The organism is Lutibacter litoralis (genome assembly GCF_014646675.1).
Classification (GTDB): domain Bacteria; phylum Bacteroidota; class Bacteroidia; order Flavobacteriales; family Flavobacteriaceae; genus Lutibacter; species Lutibacter litoralis.
The window spans coordinates 18,646-37,044 of sequence record NZ_BMNS01000011.1 but is presented as its reverse complement, the minus strand read 5'-3'; the positions used below and the strand labels follow the sequence as shown (position 1 = coordinate 37,044).

19 protein-coding genes are annotated in these 18,399 nt (G+C 30.0%); 9 read left to right on the top strand and 10 right to left on the bottom strand.

Features of this window, described 5'->3' with window-relative positions; all coding sequences use genetic code 11:
* Window positions 1-192 precede the first annotated feature (192 nt).
* Window positions 193-942 carry a hypothetical protein gene (locus IEW75_RS15005; RefSeq protein WP_134246299.1) on the top strand — a complete coding sequence of 250 codons (750 nt, stop codon included), beginning with the start codon at window positions 193-195 and terminating at the stop codon, window positions 940-942.
* A 131-nt stretch (window positions 943-1,073) separates the two neighbouring features.
* Here the strand turns inward: IEW75_RS15005 and msrB are convergent, their stop codons facing one another.
* Window positions 1,074-1,556, bottom strand: a complete 483-nt coding sequence (gene msrB, locus IEW75_RS15000) for a peptide-methionine (R)-S-oxide reductase MsrB (RefSeq protein WP_134246300.1) — start codon at window positions 1,554-1,556, stop codon at window positions 1,074-1,076.
* Between the two features lies 1 nt (window position 1,557).
* Complete coding sequence (locus tag IEW75_RS14995) at window positions 1,558-2,439, bottom strand: alpha/beta hydrolase (protein WP_134246301.1); 882 nt, start codon at window positions 2,437-2,439, stop codon at window positions 1,558-1,560.
* Between the two features lie 74 nt (window positions 2,440-2,513).
* On the opposite strand from IEW75_RS14995, the gene IEW75_RS14990 reads away from it, so the two are divergent.
* The 4 genes from IEW75_RS14990 to IEW75_RS14975 all read left to right on the top strand — a co-directional run bounded on the left by IEW75_RS14990 (window position 2,514) and on the right by IEW75_RS14975 (window position 6,336).
* Window positions 2,514-3,320: a M48 family metallopeptidase gene (locus tag IEW75_RS14990; RefSeq protein WP_134246302.1), complete on the top strand. Its 807-nt coding sequence runs from the start codon at window positions 2,514-2,516 to the stop codon at window positions 3,318-3,320.
* An 85-nt stretch (window positions 3,321-3,405) separates the two neighbouring features.
* A complete protein-coding gene (locus IEW75_RS14985; RefSeq protein WP_134246303.1) occupies window positions 3,406-4,716 on the top strand; it encodes an MFS transporter in 1,311 nt (436 codons plus the stop codon).
* Window positions 4,706-5,902, top strand: a complete 1,197-nt coding sequence (gene lhgD, locus IEW75_RS14980; RefSeq protein WP_134246304.1) for an L-2-hydroxyglutarate dehydrogenase — start codon at window positions 4,706-4,708, stop codon at window positions 5,900-5,902. The genes IEW75_RS14985 and lhgD overlap by 11 nt, the downstream gene beginning before the upstream one ends.
* A gap of 8 nt (window positions 5,903-5,910) precedes the next feature.
* Window positions 5,911-6,336 carry a secondary thiamine-phosphate synthase enzyme YjbQ gene (locus IEW75_RS14975; protein ID WP_134246305.1) on the top strand — a complete coding sequence of 142 codons (426 nt, stop codon included), beginning with the start codon at window positions 5,911-5,913 and terminating at the stop codon, window positions 6,334-6,336.
* Between the two features lie 51 nt (window positions 6,337-6,387).
* Here IEW75_RS14975 and IEW75_RS14970 read toward each other — a convergent pair whose 3' ends face one another.
* The 5 genes from IEW75_RS14970 to IEW75_RS14950 all read right to left on the bottom strand — a co-directional run bounded on the left by IEW75_RS14970 (window position 6,388) and on the right by IEW75_RS14950 (window position 13,331).
* Entirely contained in the window at window positions 6,388-6,831 is a 444-nt protein-coding gene (locus tag IEW75_RS14970) for a hydrogenase maturation protease (RefSeq protein ID WP_134246306.1), read from the bottom strand.
* On the bottom strand, window positions 6,815-8,266 hold the full coding sequence (locus tag IEW75_RS14965) for a Ni/Fe hydrogenase subunit alpha (RefSeq protein WP_134246307.1): 1,452 nt from the start codon (window positions 8,264-8,266) through the stop codon (window positions 6,815-6,817). Before IEW75_RS14965 ends, IEW75_RS14970 begins: the two co-directional genes overlap by 17 nt.
* 18 nt (window positions 8,267-8,284) lie before the next feature.
* On the bottom strand, window positions 8,285-9,553 hold the full coding sequence (locus tag IEW75_RS14960; RefSeq protein ID WP_134246308.1) for an NADH-quinone oxidoreductase subunit B family protein: 1,269 nt from the start codon (window positions 9,551-9,553) through the stop codon (window positions 8,285-8,287).
* A gap of 17 nt (window positions 9,554-9,570) precedes the next feature.
* A complete protein-coding gene (locus IEW75_RS14955; protein ID WP_134246309.1) occupies window positions 9,571-11,298 on the bottom strand; it encodes an NAD(P)H-dependent oxidoreductase subunit E in 1,728 nt (575 codons plus the stop codon).
* Between the two features lie 308 nt (window positions 11,299-11,606).
* On the bottom strand, window positions 11,607-13,331 hold the full coding sequence (locus tag IEW75_RS14950) for an NAD(P)H-dependent oxidoreductase subunit E (RefSeq protein WP_134246310.1): 1,725 nt from the start codon (window positions 13,329-13,331) through the stop codon (window positions 11,607-11,609).
* 341 nt (window positions 13,332-13,672) lie between these two features.
* On the opposite strand from IEW75_RS14950, the gene IEW75_RS14945 reads away from it, so the two are divergent.
* Window positions 13,673-14,323: a DUF5020 family protein gene (locus IEW75_RS14945; protein ID WP_134246311.1), complete on the top strand. Its 651-nt coding sequence runs from the start codon at window positions 13,673-13,675 to the stop codon at window positions 14,321-14,323.
* A 9-nt stretch (window positions 14,324-14,332) separates the two neighbouring features.
* On the top strand, window positions 14,333-15,628 hold the full coding sequence (locus IEW75_RS14940; protein ID WP_134246312.1) for an NCS2 family permease: 1,296 nt from the start codon (window positions 14,333-14,335) through the stop codon (window positions 15,626-15,628).
* A 91-nt stretch (window positions 15,629-15,719) separates the two neighbouring features.
* Here IEW75_RS14940 and IEW75_RS14935 read toward each other — a convergent pair whose 3' ends face one another.
* The 3 genes from IEW75_RS14935 to IEW75_RS14925 all read right to left on the bottom strand — a co-directional run bounded on the left by IEW75_RS14935 (window position 15,720) and on the right by IEW75_RS14925 (window position 17,533).
* Window positions 15,720-16,355: a carbonic anhydrase gene (locus IEW75_RS14935; protein ID WP_134246313.1), complete on the bottom strand. Its 636-nt coding sequence runs from the start codon at window positions 16,353-16,355 to the stop codon at window positions 15,720-15,722.
* A 62-nt stretch (window positions 16,356-16,417) separates the two neighbouring features.
* The gene (locus tag IEW75_RS14930) at window positions 16,418-17,089 is read right to left on the bottom strand and encodes a toxin-antitoxin system YwqK family antitoxin (protein WP_134246314.1); all 672 of its coding nucleotides are present in this window, start codon (window positions 17,087-17,089) and stop codon (window positions 16,418-16,420) included.
* A 6-nt stretch (window positions 17,090-17,095) separates the two neighbouring features.
* Window positions 17,096-17,533, bottom strand: coding sequence for a heme-binding domain-containing protein (locus IEW75_RS14925; RefSeq protein WP_134246315.1), 438 nt, complete (start codon window positions 17,531-17,533; stop codon window positions 17,096-17,098).
* Between the two features lie 64 nt (window positions 17,534-17,597).
* Here IEW75_RS14925 and IEW75_RS15930 point away from each other — a divergent pair, with 64 nt between their 5' ends.
* Window positions 17,598-17,723, top strand: a complete 126-nt coding sequence (locus tag IEW75_RS15930; protein WP_262711402.1) for a hypothetical protein — start codon at window positions 17,598-17,600, stop codon at window positions 17,721-17,723.
* A gap of 74 nt (window positions 17,724-17,797) precedes the next feature.
* The gene (locus tag IEW75_RS14920) at window positions 17,798-18,367 is read left to right on the top strand and encodes a HEAT-like fold family protein (RefSeq protein WP_134246316.1); all 570 of its coding nucleotides are present in this window, start codon (window positions 17,798-17,800) and stop codon (window positions 18,365-18,367) included.
* Window positions 18,368-18,399 lie beyond the last annotated feature (32 nt).

The window sequence follows — 18,399 nt, the reverse complement described above, 5'->3', positions numbered from 1 at the left end:
TATTAATTATTTATAATTTTATTTTTATAAATAATTAATTTTAAGTATATTACAGCATTAAAGTAACAAACGTTACATTAAGAATGAGTAAATAATTTACAATTAATAAAAAATTACCTACCCCAATTTCACAATTTGATATCAAATAATTTGATATATTTTTTAACTACTAACTAATTAATATTTTTAACTATGAGAACAAAAACAAATTTAATTGCAACGCTGGTATTTGCATTAATGGTAACTACATTTACTGTAAATGCACAGGAAGAAAAAGAATCCTATGCAATGGTTGAAGTAACCTACATGAAAGCCAAAATAGGTATGGAAAAAGCTTTTGAAGCTGCTGTAAAATCACATAATGAAAAATACCATAAAGAAGGTGTTTTTAAAGCTTCTTTAGATTTGATTATTACTGGTAAAGAAACAGGTTGGTATGCTTGGATTATGGGTCCTTGTACTTTTTCAGATTTAGATAAAAGACCTAATGATTCTGCACACGGAAATGATTGGGATAAAAATGTATCTCCAAATGTTTTAGAATATGGAAGAAATGAATTTTGGCGTTATAATTCTAAACTTTCTTATAGTGGAAATTCTCCTGATTCGCCAAAACTTGAAAATATTTGGTTTATTGATTTAAAAAAAGGACAAGGTTATAAGTTTAGAGAATTTATTGAAAAAGTTAAAAAGGCTCATGAAAAGAGGGGTGAAGGCAGTTTAAATGTATATAACAATCAATTTAGAGATGATGAAGGAAGGGATGTTGCAATAGTTTGGGGTTATAATAATTGGGCTGAAATGGATGACGATAATGGCGGAATTAAAAAGTATTATGAAGAAATTTATGGTGAAGGAAGTTGGACAAATGCACTTAAAGATTGGGATAATTCTATTGACTCAATTAATTCTCAAGTTTGGAGAATTGGAGTAAATAAATAAGTTTCTTTAGTTTAAAAAATAGTACTAAAAAGGCTTAGAGTTTTAAACTCTAAGCCTTTTTTAAACTAAAATTGTTTGTTTAATTTTATCTTTTAAATTTAAAGTGCCTTTAAAAATAACTTGTTAAGGTGTTACTTTTTGGCCTTCACAAATTTTATTGAAGTTGTATTTACACAATAGCGTTTGCCAGTTGTTTCTCTTGGGCCATCATCAAAAATATGACCTAAATGTCCATCACAAGCAGCACATATAATTTCAGTTCTAATCATACCTAAGCTGTTATCTTTAACATAATTAACGGTTCCTTTAATGGCATCATCAAAAGAAGGCCAACCACAATGCGATTCAAATTTACTATTCGATTCAAAAAGTTGTAAATTACAAGCTGCACAATGATAAGTTCCTTTTTCAAAATGAGAAGTAAAACCACCTTCACTTGGACGATCTGTTCCTTTTTGACGTAATATGTAATATTGTTCAGGAGTTAATTCCTGTTTCCATTGTTCTTCTGTTTTATCGATTTTTTTAATCATAATTTTTTCTTTTTTTTCTTGAGAATTACTGGTTGAAATAATACAAGTAACTGCAACTAAAAAAAACAGTAATTTTTTCATGCTAAGGGTTTCTTTTTATAAATTCAACAATACTTTTTACTACAAAATTATCTTTTAATATTCGGGTATGTCCCAAACCATTTGTTATTAACAGTTCCCCTTGTTCAGTGTTTTGACGAATATTATGTGCACAACTTACAGGAACTTCACTATCTTTAGTATCATGAATTATTAATGTTGGAATTTTAACACTTTTAGCCGCAATACTTGCTGAATAATTATCAATATCTTCTCCAAATTTCTTAAAAAAAGTGTGCATCATTTTTACAACCATTTTTTGGTTTAATTCAATTTTTTTTACGAAAACACCAATAATATCTGTAATAATATCACCGGAGCCAATAATAATTGCTTTTTTAATTCTTAGACCTTTTTTTACACTATTTAAAATTGCCATTCCTCCTAAAGAATGCCCAACTGCATATTCAAAAGTGCCATACTTTTTTTCTAAAAACATAGAAACAGTAATAAATTCATTCATTAAAGTTTCTTTACCTTCAGATTTTCCATGAGCGGGTGCATCAAAACTAATGGTCATAAATCCGTTTTCTAATAATTTATCAGCAATTTTAAATAATTGTGTTCCTCTTCCAGACCAACCATGAACTAACAATACTTTTCTTTTAGAATAACCATAGGTGTAGACCATTACTTTTTTATTTAATTCAGGAATAAAAAGCATTTCTTTTTGTGAGCTTTTAGCCATCATCTTTTCACGTACTGGTGTTTTAAATTTTATTGGAGTTTTAAAAAGTTTTATAGCATATTTAGTAGCAAGTGGTGGAGCGATACATTGTAGTATTTTTCCAGGTATAATTATTGATTTTGGAATTTTTGAAATATGTTTTGTTTTAGTTAAAGTATTAGATTTATTTTGTTGCATTGTTAGGATTAAATTTGTGGATAAAGATAGAATTTGTTACATTAAACAAAAAATAACAATTAAAAAAGTGAGAAATGAAAAAAATAATTTCCTTAGCGTTAGTGTTACTATTTCTAATTAGTTGTAGTACTGTACCTATTACAGGAAGAAAGCGTGTTAATATTATGAGTGATGCTCAAATTTTGCCTGCAAGTTTTGCTCAATATGAAGGGTTTTTAAAAGAGAATAAAATATCATCGGATTTAAAAATGACAAATGAAGTCCAATCAGTTGGATTGCGAATTTCTAAAGCTGTAGATAAATTTATGAGAGCAAATAATATGGTGAGTGAAGCAGATAATTACCGTTGGGAATTTAATTTAATAGATGATCCTACTGTAAATGCTTGGTGTATGCCTGGAGGGAAAGTAGTTTTTTACCATGGTATTTTACCAATTTGCGCAAATACAGATGGTATTGCAGCAGTAATGGGACATGAGGTGGCACACGCTTTTGCAAAACATGGTCAAGAACGTATGACAAGTGCTTATGGACAACAATTAGGAGGTGTAGCAGTGGCAATTGGAACAAATAATAAGGATCCAAAAACACAGCAATTATGGAATGCCATTTACGGTATTGGATCTCAGGTTGGAATGTTAGCTTATAGCAGAACGCATGAAACTGAAGCTGATAAATTAGGAATGGTTTTTATGATTATGGCTGGATATAAACCACAAGAAGCAATTAATGTATGGATTAGAATGAGCCAAAGAGCAAATTCGGGACAAGCTCCACCAGAATTTTTGAGTACGCACCCATCAAATGAAACAAGAATTAGAAATTTAAAAACATATTTACCAACAGCAATTGAGCTGGCTAAAAAATACAATGTCCAATAGTTAATGTGTTTAAAATAATTAAAAAATAATTATAGTATATTGTAAACCGTTTCTAAAATGAAACGGTTTTTTTAGTTATAAATTTATGTTAAGAAAAGGCGATAAAAAACTTATTAATGCATGGGCATTTTACGATTGGGCAAATTCGGTGTATTCATTAGTAATTAGTACAGCAGTTTTTCCAATTTATTACAGTAGTTTAACGGAATCATTTGCAAATATTGAAGGTAAAATTACTTTTTTAGGCACGCAATGGAACCCAACTACATTATACGATTATACCTTGGCTTTTTCGTTTTTAATAGTTGCCTTTATTTCTCCAATTCTATCTGGTATTGCAGATTACACAGGTAATAAATTAAAATTTTTAAAAGCATTTTGTTTGTTAGGTTCTTTATCTGTAATGAGTTTGTTCTTTTTTAAAGGAGAAGCAACTTTATGGGTAGGTATTGTATTTACAATTTTGGCAAGTATTGGTTTTTGGGGAAGTATTGTGTTCTATAATGCATATTTACCAGAAGTTGCGCATCCAGAGCAACAAGATGATGTAAGCGCTAAAGGTTTTATTTTTGGGTATTCTGGTTCTATTTTATTATTGTTATTAAGTTTGGTAATGATAAATAAACCTGAATTATTTGGATTACCCAATGCAGGTTTTGCATCCAGATTAACATTTTTAATTGTTGGTGTTTGGTGGTTTGGATTTGCTCAAGTAACGTATGCCAAGCTCCCAAATAATGTATATAATAGAAAACCTGCTAAGGATTTTATATGGAAAGGTTTACACGAACTAAAAAAAGTAGCTAAAGAATTAAAAAAACATCCAGAATTAAAATACTTTTTAAGCTCTTTTTTTATGTATAGTGTTGGAGTTCAGACAATTATTTTAATGGCGGGTATCTTTGGAAGTAAAGAATTGGGATTACCTACATTAGATTTAATAGCAGTTATTTTAGTGGTTCAAATTGTTGGTATTATTGGTGCTTTTGCATTCTCACGGTTATCGGACAAAATAGGAAATATTTCAACTTTAAAAATTACCATTTTAATTTGGGCAATTGTTTGTTTTGTTGCCTTTTTATTAGATAAATCTCAAGAAAATATACATCTTTATTTTTACGGATTAGGAGCTCTTATTGGTTTGGTAATGGGAGCAATACAGTCACTTTCCCGTTCTACCTATTCTAAATTATTGCCAGAAACTAAAGACCACGCAACTTATTTTAGTTTTTACGATGTAACTGAAAAAATTGCAATAGTTTTTGGCATGCTTGTATTCGGGTTTTTAGTTTCTTTAACAGGTTCTATGCAATATAGTGTATTGTTTTTAGCAGTTTTCTTTTTAATTTCTTTTGTTTTGCTGAACTTTGTTGGAAAAACAAAATATGTCCAATAAATACGATTTTATAATTGTTGGAGGCGGTATAGTTGGCTTGGCTTCAGCCTATAAATTACAATTAAAATTTCCCAATAAATCTATTGCTATTTTAGAAAAAGAATCTGAAGTTGGTAAACATCAAACTGGAAGAAATTCAGGTGTAATGCATTCTGGTATTTACTACAAACCAGGAAGTCATAAAGCTAAGAATTGTAATGACGGTCATACGCAATTAGTTAATTTTGCGAAAGAAAACAATGTTAAACACGATGTTTGTGGAAAAATAATTGTTGCAACAAAAAAAGAAGAACTTTCAATTTTAGATGATATTTATATAAGGGGAATTGAAAATGGTACAAAAGGAATTTCTTTTTTAACTGCAGAAGAAATACTTCAAAAAGAGCCCTTTATTAAAGGTATAAAAGCTATATGGGTTCCATCTGCGGGAATTATCGATTATGTAGGAGTTTGTAAAGAGTTTGTAAGTCAAATAGAAAGACTGAATACCAACAGTAAATTTTATGCTTCTTGTGAAGTAAAAATTATAGATTCTTCAAAAAATAAAACAATTCTTAAAACAAATACTGGTTTTTTTGAAGCATCGCAAGTAATTTTTTGTACAGGTTTACAATCCGATAGAAATGCTAAAAAAGACAATATAAAATTAGCTCTAAAAATAGTTGGTTTTAGAGGTGATTATTTTGAATTAACTCCAAAAGCTTCTTATAAAATTAAAAATTTAGTGTATCCCGTTCCAGATCCAAAATTTCCTTTTTTAGGAGTTCATTTTACAAGAATGGTTGACGGAAGTATAGAATGTGGTCCAAATGCTGTTTTTACGTTTAAAAGAGAAGGTTATAATAGAATAAGTTTTAGCTTAAAAGATACTTTTGAAGCTTTAACCTTTTTTGGTACCTGGAAGCTATTTGGAAAACATTGGCGCAAAGGAATTGATGAATACAAACGTGCTTTTTCTAAGCGGTTATTTGTGAAAGAGCTTCAAAAAATGATGCCTTCACTAACCGAAAATGATGTGCAACCTGCAAGATCTGGAGTTAGGGCGCAGGCTATAGATTATTACGGTAATATGGTTGATGATTTTAAAATTGAAAAACAACAAAATAATATTCATGTAATAAATGCGCCATCTCCAGCAGCAACAGCTTGTTTGGCAATTGCAGATGAAATTATTGAAAAAGTATAATTTAGTTTATGGAATTTTATCAAAATGAAATAAGTTTAAAACCAGTTAAAAGAGGATTTCATTTAATTACTTCTGAAATTATAAATGCGTTGCCCCAAATAAAGAATATTAAAATTGGACAATTACAAGTTTTTATAAAGCATACTTCTGCAAGTTTAACCATTAATGAAAATGCAGATGCTACTGTTAGAACCGATTTTGAAAGTCATTTTAATAACATTGTTCCTGAAAATATGCCGTATTATATTCATACTTATGAAGGGGCAGACGATATGCCAGCTCATATTAAAAGTTCATTATTAGGAAGTTCAATTCAGATTCCCATTACAAACGGCAAACTAAATTTAGGTATCTGGCAAGGTGTTTATTTGTGTGAACACAGAGATTATGGCGGAGGCAGAAAACTGGTACTTACTGCTTTTGGCGCTTTATAAATGGTTACTTCTTTTTAGTATTTTTGTTATAAGACTTTAAACCAAGTAAGTTTAAAGTCTTGAAAGTTTAAAATCTTCAATAGATTTTTTTAAATTTTCTGTGGCTTTTTCACTAAGTCCAATCTCAATATCCCAAAAATACCCTTGAATTTTTATCATAAATGCTTTTGGGTTTTTATTGTAAATATTTTCACATAAATTTAATATTTGATTAGGAGGAACTTCATGAGTAGAAAACGCTACTTTCTCGGCTGGGTAAATACGATCAATTTCAAAACCATTTTTTAATTCAGATATACAAGCATCAACAAAAATAACTGTATCATATTCTGCTATCAATTCGGCATCTTCCACCATTAATTGATATTTGTATACTAAATTTTCTTCGTTGTAGCCTTCTTTTAATAAATTATCTAAAAAACACCAGCCAAGACCATCGTCTTGACGAGTGTTATTTCCTATTCCAATAATGAGAATGTTATCTAATCTTTTCATCAATTATATTTCCTAGATTATCTTCTAATTGAACTATTAACGGCATTTGTCCTAAGGCATGAGTTGCGCAACTTAAACAAGGGTCATAAGCTCTAATAGCCATTTCAACCTGATTAAGCATAGGTTCCGTTATTTCAGGTTTTTCACTTAAAACCTCGTTAGCAACAGCTCTAACTCCACGATTCATAGCTTCGTTATTATGAGTTGTTGATACTATTAAATTACATTTAGTAATTAAACCTTTATCATCTGTATGATATTCGTGAATAAGTGTTCCTCTTGGTGCTTCAATAATACCGATACCTTTGTTTCTTGGAGTTCCTTGGGTTACTAAATCCGTGCCCATTAAATCATCATCCAACAATAAATCTTTTATTAATTCGGCGCAATGTAACATTTCAATTAAACGTGCCCAATGTGTATGCATTGTCATATTATTGGGCTTATTTTGTGTGTATCCTTTAAATACTTGACGTTCAATTTCTGCAAACGGTGTGGGAATATGTGTGCACGTATTCATACGTGCTAATGGCCCAACACGGTTCCAACCTTTTTCTCTTCCGAATTTTGTCATATAAGGGAATTTTAGGTAAGACCATGGTTCAACAGCTTCTTTAAAATGATTACGATATTCAGTATCTGGAATATTTAACAATTCATTTCCTTCAAAATCAATAGAACGCAAGTCTCCATCATATAATTCCATTGCGCCAGTTTCTTTATGAACTAAACTAAGGTGATTAGATGGGTATGCAGCAAAATTATCTATCCATTGTGCATTTTCAAAATGATAGTTTTTCATAAAGTCGATAATTTCTTTCGACCATTCAATCATAGTATCAATATTTGGAATTTGTTTTCCATCTAAAAAATACTCACGTTCTTCTTTCGTAAATGTTTTATGAACACCGCCTGGAACGGCTAAAATTCCGTGTATTTTTTTTCCAGCCAAAGCTTTGATAATTTCTTGACCAAATTTTCGCATTAAGATACCTTTTTTGGCAAGTTCTTTATCAGCCTGTGCAACCGCAACAATATTTCTTTGTTCTGCAGGAGCATTCACTCCAAATAAAATATCTGGTGAAGCTAAATAGAAAAAGTGTAAAGAGTGCGACTGAAAAACTTGTCCGTAATGTAGTAATTTACGCAGTTTAGTTGCTGTTGGAGTTAAATTCTCTGGATTTATACCTACTAATTGGTCAATAGCTTTAGCTGCTGCAATGTGATGACTTACTGGACAAATTCCACACAAACGTTGCACTAAAACAGGAGCTTCCCAATAAGGATGTCCTTGTATAAATTTTTCAAATCCTCTAAATTCTACAATATGTAAAAACGCATTTTCAACTTTTCCATTTTCATCCATTTTTATGGTCACTTTTCCGTGGCCTTCAACGCGTGTTACTGGTTCTATAACTATTTTTTTCTTATTCATCTTTTTTGATTTTTAAAATTAGTCATACTTAAATTCAGGAAATTCAATTGCATGTTCTCCTTCAAATAATAAATTTTTTACAACGTTCCAAATGTGATTTGCGTTTGGTGGGCATCCTGGAATGTGATAATCAATTTTCACCACTTCATGGTTAGAATATACTTTGTTCAAAATTTTTGGGATGTCTTCATGATTTGGGATTATTGTTTCACCTTCTTCACTTGTCATAGAATCTAAATAAGATTCTCTTAAACATTCTTCTAAAGGAATTGTATTTCTAATTGCAGGAAGACCACCCCAAATAGCACATTCACCAACAGATACTAAAATATCGCAATTTTTACGAAATTCTCTTAGTACTTCAATATTATCAGTGTTACAACATCCTCCTTCAATTAAACCAATATCACATCTTTTAGAAAATTGTTTAATATCGGTTAATGGAGATTTATTAATCTCAATAACTTCTAATAAATCTAATATTCCTAAATCTATATCTAAAAGTGACATATGGCACCCGAAACAACCAGCTAATGAAGTTGTTGCTAAGCGTATTTTCCTATTAAAATTAGTTATTTTGTTCTTTTTAAAATCAGTTAATGAAACATTTTTACCTGCGTTAATAAAGTCGAATTGACGATCTCCAAATGGCTTACTAAATGATTTTCCTTTAACTAAAATTGAACCAGTTGGACAAATATGCATAGCATATGCTGCTTCCGATTCAGAAAGTTTTGCCTCTTGCTCATAGTCTACAGAAACTACAGTATCGTTACCTCGGTTAGTTAAGTTAAATACTTTGTAGCCATCTACTGTTTTAATATCTTCAATACAGCGTTTACATTTGATACAACGATTTTGATTAATAACGATTCTTTCAGGGCGAGCATCAACTCTACGATCTACAAATAAGTGTGGGAAGCGTGTGTGGCTTATGCCTGTTTCATAACCTAAATTTTGCATTTGACAGTCACCACTTTTTTCGCAAGAAGGACAGAAATGATTACCTTCAACAAACATCATTTCTAGAATTGCTTTACGTGTATCTAGTAATTCAGGAGTGTTTACTTCAAAATCCATATTTTCATCAACTGTTAATGTACAACCAGCCATTGATCGTCCATTACTTTTTACAGTACAAACTCTACAACTTCCAATAGGGTTTAAATGTTTGAAGAGACAAAGTGTTGGTATAAAAATACCATTTTGTTTCGCAGCCTCTATTAGGTTTTGTCCTTTTTCAGCTATACAATCTCTTCCGTCTATTTTAAATGTTACATTTTCCATGTTTATTCGGTTTCAATCTATAATTGTGTGTCTTTAATTATACTATCAAACTCAGAAACTGCTGCTTCCATATCGAATTCAACATATTGAAGTTCGTTGTCAGGAGCAATTTTTAAATTGAAATATTCTTTAAACTTATCTAATGAATAAATAAGAGAGTTTGGTGAAGACTTTCCTAAACCACATCGGCTCGAGATTTTAATGATATTTCCCCATTTTTTTATTTCTTCAATTTCTATTGTAGATGCCAATCCTCGTTGCATTTTTTTTATTTTTTCATTTAATATAAAATTACCAGCACGGCAAGGAGTACAAACTCCGCAAGACTCTTCTTTGAAGAATTCCATAAAATTTCTAAGGATATGAAGAATATCCCGAGTTCGATTAAATACCATAAACGAACCACCACATAAAATATCTTCCATGCAAATTCTTCGGTCAAATTCACTTGGGGAAACAGGTTCTCCCGAAGGTCCACTAACTTGCACAAAATAAGGAGCTGTAGCTTGACTCATTTCAATTCCTAATAATTCTCTAATAGAAGTTCCGTATTCAATTTCATAAATTCCAGGTTTTGCAACATCACCAGAAATACTAATTAATTTAGTGCCTGGAGTTTTAGGAGTTCCCATACTTAAAAAGAAATCTTCACCTAACTCAATAATACGAGAAGCATAGGCTAAAGACTCAACATTGTTAACAACAGTTGGCTTGTGTTTAAAACCGTGTTTTGTTGCCGACCATGCACGTACAGGTGGCTCGCCTCTTCTACCTTCCATAGATTCAATTAAACCTGAAGCAGCACCGCAAACATAGGAGCCTGCTCCTAATTGGATCCTTATGTTAAAATCAAATTCATTAACTCCCTGAATATTTTTCCCTAGGAAGTTTTGATTCTTAAATTCTTGAATTAGTACCTCTAATTCTTCTTTGAAAAATTGATATTCAGCACGTAAATAAATGACGCCTTCCTTGGCTCCAACAGCATATCCTGCTAAAACCATTCCTTCAATTATCAATCCAGGCAAGTGCTGAAAAATGGCTCTGTCTTTAAATGTTCCGGGCTCACCTTCGTCAGCATTACAAATAATAAATTTTTCATCAGCTTCATTATTTTTGCAAGACTGCCATTTATAACCTACATCAAAAAAAGCTCCTCCACAACCTTTTAATTTAGATTTGTATATTTTATCAATGATCTCTTGAGGTGAATGTTTTAAACCTTCTTTAATACTTGCACCCATTTCGTATGGTCTAAATATTATGGCTTTATCATCTTTAGGAATATATTGTATATTGCTTTTAACGTTGCTTGCAAAATCTTTTACATTTTCACCGTTTCTAATTTTTTGAATGATGAGTTTAACTTTTTTAGGAGTTAAACCTGTAAATGGCATAAAATTAATAAGTGCAGCAGGTTCTTGGTCGTTTAAGCCAATACAGGAGGTTTCAAATAAAGAAAATTCATCATTTCCTTGTTCATCAAAAGTACAGCCTGTTTCTTTTTCAAAAGCTGCTTTTATAGCTTCAAAACCTTTTAGTTCGGAAATAATACTGTTGTTTAAGTAGATTGTATGTTTACCGGTTGGTTCTTTATGAAAAAAGTGATAAAAAGAGATAACACTTTCAATTTCAATATTTGAGACATTTAATTTTTTTGAAATAATAGAGACTGCCTCATCCGATACAAATCCAAATTGGTACTGATATTCCCAAAGTTTGTTTAATAGATGTGTTCTATCCATAAGAAATTATTGATATTTGCTGTAACTAAAGTTATGACTTATAGACTTTCTATAAAAGCTTCTAAAACGTTTTCGTTGGATTTATTTATAATGAATTGATTTATAGTGGCAATTACTTTTTTTTTAATAAAACGAACAGTTTTTTTTGCACAATTTATATTTAGCCATTATTTATTATATTATTTATTTATAATAAATATAAAAATTATATGATATATGTCATTAAAAATAGATTTATTATAAAAATCACACCTGATAAATATAAAAACAATAAAAAATATAACTTTATGTGTATTACAATATTAAACCTAATATTGGGTTTCTTTTATCAAATTGTCGTAATCAAAAACAGCTGCTTCCATATCAAATTCAATATTGCAATTGATATCACAGCTCATTACTTTTAGGTCAAAATAATCTTTAAATTTATCCAATGCCATTATTAAAGTATTGGAAGAGGTTTGTCCTAGACCACATCTGCTGCCCAGAGCAATTATTTTTCCCCATTCTTTAATGTCATTTAAATCTTTTGTAGTACAAATACCTCGTTTAATTTTTTTAATTTTTTCAAGTAGAATTTGGTTTCCCGCTCTGCAGGGTGTGCAGGCCCCGCAAGATTCTTTATTAAAAAAATTAATAAAGTTTTCTATAATTTGAATAATACTTCGGTAACGATTAAAAACCATAACAGAACCGCCACAAAGCAAATCTTCTTCACATATTTTTCTATTAAATTCAGCTTGATTAATACATTCGCCCGAAGGACCACTAATTTGTACAAAGTATGGTGCTGTAGCATGAGATAAAAGAAGTAATTCTTTTAAAGTAATTCCCCATTCAACTTCATAAATACCAGGTTTTGCAACATCACCCGAAACACTTATTATTTTTGTTCCTTTGCTATTTTCGGTACCAATTTTTGAAAAATGATCTGCGCCTAATTCAATAATCCTAGCAGCTTTTGCAAAGGTTTCAACATTGTTTACAACAGTTGAATACCCTAAATATCCAAATTCTGTTGGAAAATATTTTCGGATTCTTGGTTCTCCACGATTACCTTCTAATGACTCAATTAAACCAGTTTCAGCACCACAAACATAAGCTCCAGCACCTAATTGAATTTTGATGTTAAAATTAAAATTTTTAATTCCACAAATTTGTTTTCCTAAAAAACCTTTTTCTTTAAACTCTGCAATGGTGTTTTGTAATTTCTCCAGTAAATAATTGTACTCTGTTCGTAGATAAATAATGCCTTTTTTTGCTCCTGTTATAAATGCAGCAATAACCATTCCTTCAATAATTAAACCAGGTAAATTATTGATTAAAGACTTATCTTTAAAAGTTCCTGGCTCGCCTTCATCAGCATTACAAATAATATATTTTTTTTCAGAAGTACTTTCTTTGCAATATTTCCATTTTAAACCCGTTGAAAAAAATGCGCCACCATGACCTTTTAATTTTGTTTTAAATAATGTCTCTAAAACCCCTTCAGGAGTATTTTTGTTTAAATTTTGCAAAGCATTTCCGAGTATATAGTCTCTAAAGAAAATTGTTTTTTCTTCGTTAGGGGTGTAGTGAATTTTACTAGTAGGGTTGTCTGCAATTTCGCTTAAATCTTTTCCAATTTTTAAATGATTAACAATCTTTTTTACTCTTTTAGGAGTTAAGTTTGTAAAAGGATAAAAATTAATAAGCGCGGCTGATTCTTGATCGCTTAAACCAATACAAGACGTTTCAAACAAAGAAAATAATGGATTGTCACTATAGATTCCAAAAGTACATCCTGTTTCTTTTTCGAAAGCAACTTTTACTGTTTCAAAGTTTTTAAATTCTGAAATAATACTGTTATTTAAGTAAATAATGTATTTTCCAGTTGGTTTTCGGTGGAAGAAGTGGTAAAATGAAATAACTCCTTCAATTTCAATTTTTGAAACCCTTAATTTTTGGGCAATTTCCAAAATGGCGTTATCTGAAATAAAACCAAACTTATTTTGAAACTCCCAAAGGCGGGTTAATAACCTTGACCGTTTCATAAGTTAATATGTTTTAGAATATTTATTTAAAGTTACAACACAAGTTATTGAAAATCAAGTTAAAGAAGTGCTTTTGTTGAATTATTTAATTTGTAGGAATTATATTGTAGAATTAGAGTTTTAAATTAAAAGGATTTATTTTTTTATTCTGAATATTGATTTTTATTAATTATTTTTCAAAGAAAATTATAATAGTATAGTGCATTTTTATGGTCTACTATTTATTTTCATTATAAATAGTTAATTAAGTGTTAATAATTGAATTTTAATTAGCTGTTTAGGTAGTGTTTTATGAAGTAATTTTGAAGCTTAATTTTATTAACCATCAACAACACTTTATAATGAAAAAACTAATCACACTTTTTACGATTTTGGTAACTGCTACTGTTGCGGCTCAAAACTTTCAATTGCATAATGATTTTGAAAGAGGACACCTCACAACTACTTTCGAATTATTTAAAATGGATAAATACGGTAATACGTTTACATTTATCGATTTTGATTACAATTCTGCTACTGGAACGGGTTTAGGATATTTTGAAATTGCACGTGTTTTAAAAACTGAAAAAATGCCAGTTGGTTTACACGTTGAATACAATGCGGGACATACTAATGGTTTTACCATTCCTGAAGCTTGGATTTTTGGAGCTAATTACTCTAAAGGAAATGCAACTTGGGGATTCTCAACCTATGCTGGTTACAAAGCATTTACAGGCGCTGGGGAAGGGAATTTTCAAATAACAGGAACTTGGTATTGGAATTTAGTACCTGAGAAATTAACCTTTTCTGGTTTTGCAGATTATTGGACCGAAAAAGGAGAGTTTGCTTTTGGTTATACAGACTTAAACGTGTTTTTAGCAGAGCCTCAATTGTGGTATCATTTAAATAAGAGTTTTTCAGTAGGAGGAGAGTTAGAAATTTCTTCAAATTTTGGTGGTGGAAGTGATGCTATTAAAGGAAGACCAACTTTAGCAATTAAGTGGAATATTTAAACTAAAATTATGTTAGATAAATTTTTTAAAATAACAGAAAATAAATCAACCTTAAAAACAGAGATCGTAGCCGGAATCACCACCTTTATGACCATGGTGTATATTTTAGCTGTAAATCCAGGGATTTTAAGTGCAGCTGGAATGGACAAAGATGCAGTTTTTACTGCAACCGCCTTATCTGCTGTTATAGCGACTTTAGTAATGGCTTTAGTTGCTAAATTACCTTTCGCGTTAGCGCCAGGGATGGGATTAAATGCCTTTTTTGCATTTACAGTTGTACTCGGAATGGGCTATTCTTGGGAATTTGCCCTTACAGCAGTTTTTTTAGAAGGAATCATCTTTATTTTATTAACAGCTTTTAATATTCGAGAGCTTATTGTGAATTCTATTCCATTGAATTTAAAACATGCAGTTTCCGTAGGTATAGGATTATTTATAGCTTTTATTGGATTAAAAGGAACTGGTTTAATAGTTGATAATCCTGCAACGTTAGTTAGCTTAGGAAGTATGAAAGAACCTGCTGTTTTAGTTGGATTAGCAGGTGTTTTAATTATTGGTGTTTTATTAACAAAAAAAATAAAAGGAGCTATCTTAATTGGAATCTTAGCTTCAACTATTCTTGGTTTGTTTGTTGGAGTAACTATTGTTCCAGAAGATTTTACGTTGGTGAGTTTACCTCCATCAATAGAACCAATTTTCTTTAAATTTGATTTCTCCCAAATATTTACAATAGATATGTTAATTGTATTATTTACATTCTTATTTGTAGATATGTTTGATACAGTTGGAACGTTGGTTGGAGTTTCTTCAAAATCTGGAATGTTAGATAAGGACGGTAAAGTGCCAAGAGTAAAACAGGCATTATTCGCAGATTCTATTGGTACTTTTGTAGGAGCAATTTTAGGAACTTCAACAGTAACAACATATGTTGAAAGTGCAGCGGGCGTTGCAGAAGGCGGTAAAACGGGTATGACAGCCCTAACAGTTGCAATTATGTTTGCGCTATCTTTGTTTTTTGCACCATTATTTATGATTATTCCTGCTGCAGCAACAGCTCCAGCATTAATAATTGTTGGATTATTTATGATTTCTCCAATAATGAAAATTGATTTAACAGATTATACAGAAGCAATTCCTGCATTTTTTACAATTATAATGATGCCTCTAACGTATAGTATTGCAGAAGGTATTGTTTTTGGAATGTTATCTTATGTGTTATTAAAATTACTTACGGGAAGATTTAAAGAAATAAAACCAATAATGATAATTATTGCTATATTATTTATTATCAAGTTTTTTGTTTAGAGAATTAGAATTGTAGTATAATTAAAAAAACCTTCTTAAAATTTTAAGAAGGTTTTTTTATACTTATTATAAATAAATTCTAGATTACAGTCTAATTATCAAGTGATAAGCGGTAAATCTCTCTAATATCCTTTAATATTTGATCAAAATCTATTTTTAAATCTACTAATTTACCGGAATGAATATCCCATACCCAGCCATGCACTGTAATATGTTTATCTAAAATAGCTTTTTGTACATCAGAAGTTTTTAAAACATTAACACATTGTTCTTGAACATTTAATTCAACCAGTCTATCATATTTTTTTTGCTCGTCTTTAATTAAATCTAATTCGGTATGATGCAATCTATATACATCACGAATATTTCTTAACCACGGGTTTAAAATACCTAAATCTTCAGATTGCATTGCTGCTTTTACACCTCCACAAGAATAATGCCCACAAACTACAACGTGTTTTACATTTAAATGGCTAACGGCATAATTTATTACCGACATTACATTTAAGTCTGTATTAGGAACCATATTTGCGATATTTCTATGAACAAAAACCTCTCCTGGTTGAACACCCATTAAATCTTCAGCAGAGACTCTGCTATCTGAACAACCAATATATAAAATTTGTGGACTCTGCCCTTTACCTAAGTTTGTAAAGTAGTCCTCATCTTTGTTTAGTTTTTCGGCTATCCATACTCTGTTATTTTCAAAAATTTTAGATATATCCAATTTTGATAGTTTTAGTTAATAATTCTTTTTTAATTATTTGCAATATATAATTATTGTTTTAATTATGGTTTATTTTCTTTTTTACTATTTTCATAATATTCCCATTCTCCAATTTTTTGATCATTTTTATAATTTCCAGCATATATTAATTTTCCATATAAATTATAATATTTTGCGGGGCCTTCTAGTTTTCCATTCAAATAATTTAAATCGTCTAATAAAACGCCATTATCTGCAAATCGTTTTGCAGACCCATGTAATTTACCTTCTTTATAATTTAGAATTTCTGTGATTTTTCCTGTTTTGTAATAACTTTTATATTCACCATCTAAAACACCATTTTTATAATTTTCTTCAATCATCAAAGTTTTTGCATCTGTGTAATAATACAACCATGTTCCAATTCTGTTTTTCCCAATCATTTCGCCAGTACTTTCTAAAATACCTTTAGGGGTATAAAATTTAACGGCTGCAATAGTACTATTGGGTTTAAATGTTTTAATAATTGTAGGATGTGTTGAATCTGAAATATCGTAATATTTAAAAACACCTATTTCTTTTCCAGATTTAAACTCTCCTTTATATCTGATATTATTGTTTGAATAATATTTTTTCCAGACACCATGTCTATTCCCGTTTAAATCGAATTTATTTATGTGCTCTTGGGCTTTAGTTTGCGTACAAAAGAGTATTAAAAAACTAATAATTATGGTTTTATAAATTTCAAACCTCATAACTTGCTAATCAACTTTAAAAGTATCTATCCAATCTAAAAGAATTTTATACTGTTCTGGAGAAACTATAGCTTCTTTATGAATCCATAAGTAACTATTTAAAGGCATCTCTTTAGATTTTAATTCTTTTTTCAAATCTTTAATAATATGTTCTTTCTGATTTTTATTGTAAGCTGCCCATTCAGAAAAATTTAAGTGCTTTTTACCATCATTTACATGTGATGCTAAATACCAAGAGACTGGTGCAATTTCACTATACCAAGGATATTTGGTGTTGTTAGAATGACAATCCGCACAAGATGTTTTAATTATTTCTTGAACATTTTTAGGAACATTCATGACTGTGGAAATATCATTTACTACCTCAGGTGAAACATTTTTTTCGGGTCTTATAAATTGAATTAGAATTATAACAATTAAGATCCCTAAGAATATTTTTTTCATTTTATATGGTTTAAAAAATAAAGATATTATTTTCTTTTTATAAATTTAACAACAAAATTAAATTATGGCAATTTCAAATTTTTGGTTTTATACAATAATTATTGTTGTTATTTTACATGTAATCGTTGTATTTGTGTATTTATTGTATAAATTATTGCCAAAAAATAAAGATAAAGATGCTGAAAATTAGAAAGTTGTAAAGTTAAAACTAATTTGTGGTTTTATTTTAAAGCTAATCATAATTCATAAATAAAAAAATAATTTGTGACAAAACATTTTTTAATAAAGCAACTTATTAATATTGAAAATGCAAAACGAATAAATAGAGAGCGTGTTGCATATTTGGTGCTTGAAAATACAGAACTAGTACCACATTTAATCGAAATTATGTTTACTGAAGACCCCAAAGTTTCCATTAAAGCAGCATGGGTTTTGGAAATAGTTTGTGAAAAGAAATTGAACTTAATTGCACCACAATTAGATTATTTTGCTGATAATATTGGATTTTTAACTCATGATAGCGCAGTGCGTCCTGCTTCAAAAATTTGTAATTTTATAGCGATTGCTTTTACCTCCAAAACAGACATTTTATTTAAAAATTTTTTAACTAAAAATCATGTGGATAAATTTATTGAAACATGTTTTGATTGGATGCTAAGCGACCATAAAGTGGCTACAAAAGCCTATAGCATGAACGCCTTATTTTTATTGGGTAAAAATTACGATTGGGTGCATCAAGAATTAAAATTAATACTACAACAAAACATCGTCAAGGAAAGTGCAGCATATAAAGCAAGAGGAAAGATAACTTTAGACTTGATAAACAAGCAATAAAACTATAAGTTTTGGCTTTATTTCATTAATTT